Here is a 4,565-nt window from a genome sequence, read left to right on the forward strand (position 1 = left end):
GCATTCCGATCAGCATCTGTAAAACCAGCGGCGTTTCCCAGGACAGGAAACGGTTGATATATCCCAATCCTAAAAAGCAGACGCCGCCTAACACAAACATGCTCCAATGGGAGTATCCACGGTAACAGATTTCCATTATGAGATAAATGTCCCCGCCGATCACGAGCAGAAGGGCATCCTTCAACAAGAAATTCCGAACCTTACACAGCATAACATCACCCCCTTGATTGTATTCCGGAAACGGTTTTCCTATTCCCGGAACAGAAAGAAAAGGATGTCGTGCATTACAGAAACAAAACGAGTGTGGACAGTACTATCGCTTTACAGTTCTGAAAAGTCATTCATTGAAAATTACAGATGGAGACTCTGTCTTTTTTTGTAAGAAAATGGCTCAAACAGCGGTTGTATAAGAGATCTGTTTCAATAGCAGATCCGGATTCGTAAAATTTCCACTACCTGTAAAGTTCTATAGCTTTTCAGTCAGTGAGAAATCCTCCCACCTTTACCAGCGAAATTCATTACGCTTCCTTTTTCACTTTATTCATCTGATCAATCACTTTTCTGGAGTAGGGCGTAGAGTAAACCCCCTGCTTCCAAAGCTTCTGCGCGCCGGCTTCTCCGTTGTTGTAAACCATCAGCGCCTGATTCATATTGCTGTACTTATTGACGATCCACGAAAGCATATGGACGCCGGCTTTAATATTCTGCTTGCTGTCCAGCAGATCCGTAACCTGCAGGTCGCGCTCCAAAGATTCCTTGTGGCAGATATTAATCTGCATCAGGCCGTAATCATTGGTTTTGCTGATACTTTTTGAATTGTAATGGCTCTCCACACCGATCAGGGCGATTACCAGATCCTCCGGGACATTTTTTGTTCTGCATTCCCTGAAAATGGCATCCTGTATATCTGCATCCAGTGGAATGTCATAATATTTCGATGACGGAAGCTGTTCCGTTTTTTCCTGCGGTTTTGATTCCTGCGGTTCCGTCGTTTTTTCTGCCTTTGATTCGGGCTTTTCCGCCGTGGAATTCTGTTCCTGCCGACTGGTTTCCTCAGATACCGCCTTGTCGGACGCCTGAGAGGAACTTTGTGAAAGCTTACTTTGTGAAGACGAGCTTTGGGTGACGACAGGAGTTTCTGCCGGAAGCGTCTGGTTATGAAAGGATCGCCCGATACAGAAGATCGCAGCTATCATGCACAGCGCATAAATCGTTTCTGCCCTGCAATGTATTTTTCCTGGAGTTTTCATTCTTTCTCCCCCGTTATTTTTAAAGAACCTTTTTTTGAAATAGTCAGCCGATACGGCAATTGGGAGCTTCCCTTGATTTAGAATCTCCTATTTTGCAATTTTTGACCTTTCTTTCAGAAAATATTCAGAAAACGGCTGAGATACAAAAATCAGTCCCCTTAACCGCCGCTTGCGGCCGGAGGACGAAAGCTTCTGAAACTCCATTTTATAAAGCAATTTTGATGGTTTAAACTCCTATTTTCTGAACTCGCATCATAGAATTTAACGAAAAGGAGGGATACCATGCAAAATTTGCTCGCTTGGGAAACGATCGGTTTTATTTTCGTGATGATCTTTGGCACTATTCTGCATTTCCTTTACAATTGGACGGGAAACAACCGGGTGATCGGAATGTTCAGCCCGATCAACGAAAGCGTATGGGAACATTTAAAAATGCTCTTTTTCCCTATGCTGATATTCAGCGTCGTGGAATATTTCGCCGTCGGAAAAGAGTACGGAAATTTTATTACGGCAAAATCGCTCGGCATCCTGCTCGGGCTGCTTTTTATCATCGTCTTCTTTTACACTTACGCCGGCATGATCGGAAAAGATTATCTCTGGCTGGACATCCTCACCTTTATTTCAGGGGTGCTGATTGCCTTTCGTTACAGCGGAGAAAAAATTTCCGAATCCTCCAAGTCCGGTACCAAAACAGGATGGGAAGGTCTGCTGTTCCTTGCGGCGCTGACTCTCAGCTTCTTTGTTTTTACCTTCCGTCCCCCGCACATCGGTTTGTTTTCCGCCCCGGCTTCAAAAAAATCGAGTAAATAAGGGGTACTCAGCAATCATAAACAAGAGGTTCCCTGCTTTGCCTTAAGAAGGACTCTCTTCATAGACACTCCGAAGAAGCTTGATTTCCTCGGCGTAACCGTCAAGATCGTTCGGCGTCTCCAGATAAAACGGCAAATGCCGTAAAGCGGGATGGTTGATCACGCGGGTGATCGCCTCGAGTCCGATCTTCCCTTCCCCGATTCTGGCGTGGCGGTCTTTGTGGCTGCCCAGAGAATTGAGGCTGTCGTTCAGATGGACGGCCTTCAGCCGCTCAAGCCCGATGACTTCGTCGAAATGGTCCAGAACGTCGTCAAGACCGTTTACAATGTCATATCCGGCGTCAAACACATGGCAGGTGTCGAGACAGACACCCATTTGTTCCTTCCGCTCGACCCCGTCCAGAATCAGCCGGAGCTCTTCAAAAGTACGGCCTACCTCCGTGCCTTTTCCGGCCATCGTCTCCAGCAGAACCGTCGTGTGCTGCTCCGGCTTCAAAATCGAATTGAGCATCGCGGTAATCTGTTCTATTCCCTTTTCCGCCCCCTGGCCCACATGGCCGCCGGGATGGAAGTTATAAAGATTCCCCGGCAAAAACTCCATCCGGTTAAGATCGTCCGCCATTGTTTCCATGGCGAAGCTTCTGGTCCTCTCATCAGCCGAACAGGCGTTCAGCGTATAGGGAGCATGGGCAAGGATGGGTGCGAACCGGTTTTCGGCCATCAGTTCCAGCAATGCCCGGACATCTTCCGGATTGATTTCTTTTGCTTTACTCCCTCTGGGATTGCGTGTAAAAAACTGAAAGGTATTCGCCTGTATGGCAAGGGCATTCTTTCCCATGGCGAGAAATCCTTTGGACACGGAAAGATGGCAGCCTATTTTCAGCATTTTATTGACTCCTTTCAGGACTTTCCTCTGTTTTCCCTTTTCCCGCTGCTTTACGGGGAAAACGGAAAATGGAAAGAAACGTCCATGGAAAATATAGCATAAAGCCTGATTTTCCGCAATACATTAGTACCATGCATGAACGAACGGTTTTCAAAAAAGAATTTTGAGGTGAACCATCATGAGAACACTGCGATTGGGGATGTCCGGGACGGATGTCATGGAAATTCAGGCAATGCTGCAAAAGATCGGTTACAATCCCGGCCCCATTGATGGAATCTTCGGCCAGCAGATGCGCCGGGCGGTCCTGCAATTTCAGCGTGCGTTCGGTCTTGCTCAGGACGGTGTCATCGGTCCGGCCACCTACAGGGTCATGGAACGATACCTGCTGGGATATGACCTGTATCGGATCAGACCGGGCGATACCTTTTACAGCATAGCCCGCCGGTACCATACGTCCCTTCCCCTGCTGCTCGGAGCAAACCCCGGTCTTGACGCCGGAAACCTCACGGTCGGCCAGCAGATCGTCGTTCCTTACGGCATGGACGTAGTCGATACCAACATCGACTATTCTTATCAGATTTTGGAGAGGGATATTCAGGGGCTGAAAGCGCGCTACCCTTTTTTAGAGGTTGGCATTGCCGGGCTCAGTGTCCTTGGGAAAAACCTGTATTATTTAAGGCTCGGCTCGGGTCCGAATCAGGTTTTCTATAATGCGGCCCATCACGCTCTGGAATGGATCACTTCCCCCCTGCTGATGAAGTTCACGGAAAATTTCCTGTATACCTATACCCTGAACCAGACGCTGGGCGACGGATATAACCCCAGGGAAATCTGGAACCAGAGCAGTATTTATATCATTCCCATGGTCAACCCCGACGGAGTAGATCTGGTGCTGAACGGCCTGCAGCCCGACAACCCTTATTATCAGGACCTGATTGCCTGGAATAACGGCAGCACCGATTTCTCTGCGGTATGGCAGGCAAACAACCGCGGCGTGGATTTAAACCATAATTATAACGCCGCGTGGCAGGAATCAAAGGACGCGGAAGCAGAATACGGCGTTACCGGTCCCGGTCCGACAAGATACTCGGGACCGTTCCCCGTGTCCGAACCGGAAACACAGACCGTCGTCAATTTTACACAGACCCACGATTTCCGGCTGGTGATCGCCTACCACACGCAGGGCAGGGTCATCTACTGGAATTTCATGGATATGGCCCCTCCGGAAGGCAGAACCATTGGAGAGGAATTCGCGGCAATCAGCGGCTACCGGTTGGACCAGACTGCCGGAATTGCCTCTTACGCAGGTTACAAGGACTGGTTTATTCAGGATTACCGCAGGCCCGGCTATACGATCGAAGTCGGTCTGGGCAGAAATCCGATTTCTATTTCACAGTTTAACACCATTTATCAGGAAAATATCAACGTGCTGCTTCATGCCGCCACCGCATAAAATAACATAACACAAAAAATGCGTCTTGAACGGACTGTTTCCATCCGTTTTCAGGCGCATTTCCTGTTTGTATTGCAAAATTGGAGCGCCATACCGAACGGCATGACGCTCCAACAATGGAAATTTTTACTTCATGTTCTGCTCGTAGCTTTTAATCATATTTTTGA

General features: G+C 48.2%; 4 protein-coding genes and 1 pseudogene. 2 read left to right on the forward strand and 3 right to left on the reverse strand.

All coding sequences use genetic code 11. The features are described from left to right. Positions 1 to 211 (reverse strand): annotated as a pseudogene (locus ACQGQ5_RS15820) (hypothetical protein); the annotation flags it as partial. A 307-nt stretch (positions 212 to 518) separates the two neighbouring features. After that, the gene (locus tag ACQGQ5_RS15825) at positions 519 to 1,250 is read right to left on the reverse strand and encodes a transglycosylase SLT domain-containing protein (RefSeq protein ID WP_455737432.1); all 732 of its coding nucleotides are present in this window, start codon (positions 1,248 to 1,250) and stop codon (positions 519 to 521) included. Between the two features lie 282 nt (positions 1,251 to 1,532). Between ACQGQ5_RS15825 and ACQGQ5_RS15830 the strand changes: the two genes are divergently transcribed. Next, the gene (locus ACQGQ5_RS15830) at positions 1,533 to 2,060 is read left to right on the forward strand and encodes a DUF6512 family protein (RefSeq protein ID WP_455737433.1); all 528 of its coding nucleotides are present in this window, start codon (positions 1,533 to 1,535) and stop codon (positions 2,058 to 2,060) included. Positions 2,061 to 2,102: 42 nt separating this feature from the next. Here ACQGQ5_RS15830 and ACQGQ5_RS15835 read toward each other — a convergent pair whose 3' ends face one another. Beyond that, complete coding sequence (locus ACQGQ5_RS15835) at positions 2,103 to 2,945, reverse strand: deoxyribonuclease IV (RefSeq protein ID WP_455737434.1); 843 nt, start codon at positions 2,943 to 2,945, stop codon at positions 2,103 to 2,105. Between the two features lie 178 nt (positions 2,946 to 3,123). On the opposite strand from ACQGQ5_RS15835, the gene ACQGQ5_RS15840 reads away from it, so the two are divergent. Then, a complete protein-coding gene (locus ACQGQ5_RS15840) occupies positions 3,124 to 4,398 on the forward strand; it encodes a M14 family zinc carboxypeptidase (protein WP_455737435.1) in 1,275 nt (424 codons plus the stop codon). Positions 4,399 to 4,565: the final 167 nt, after the last annotated feature.

Source organism: Caproiciproducens sp. (assembly GCF_053840905.1).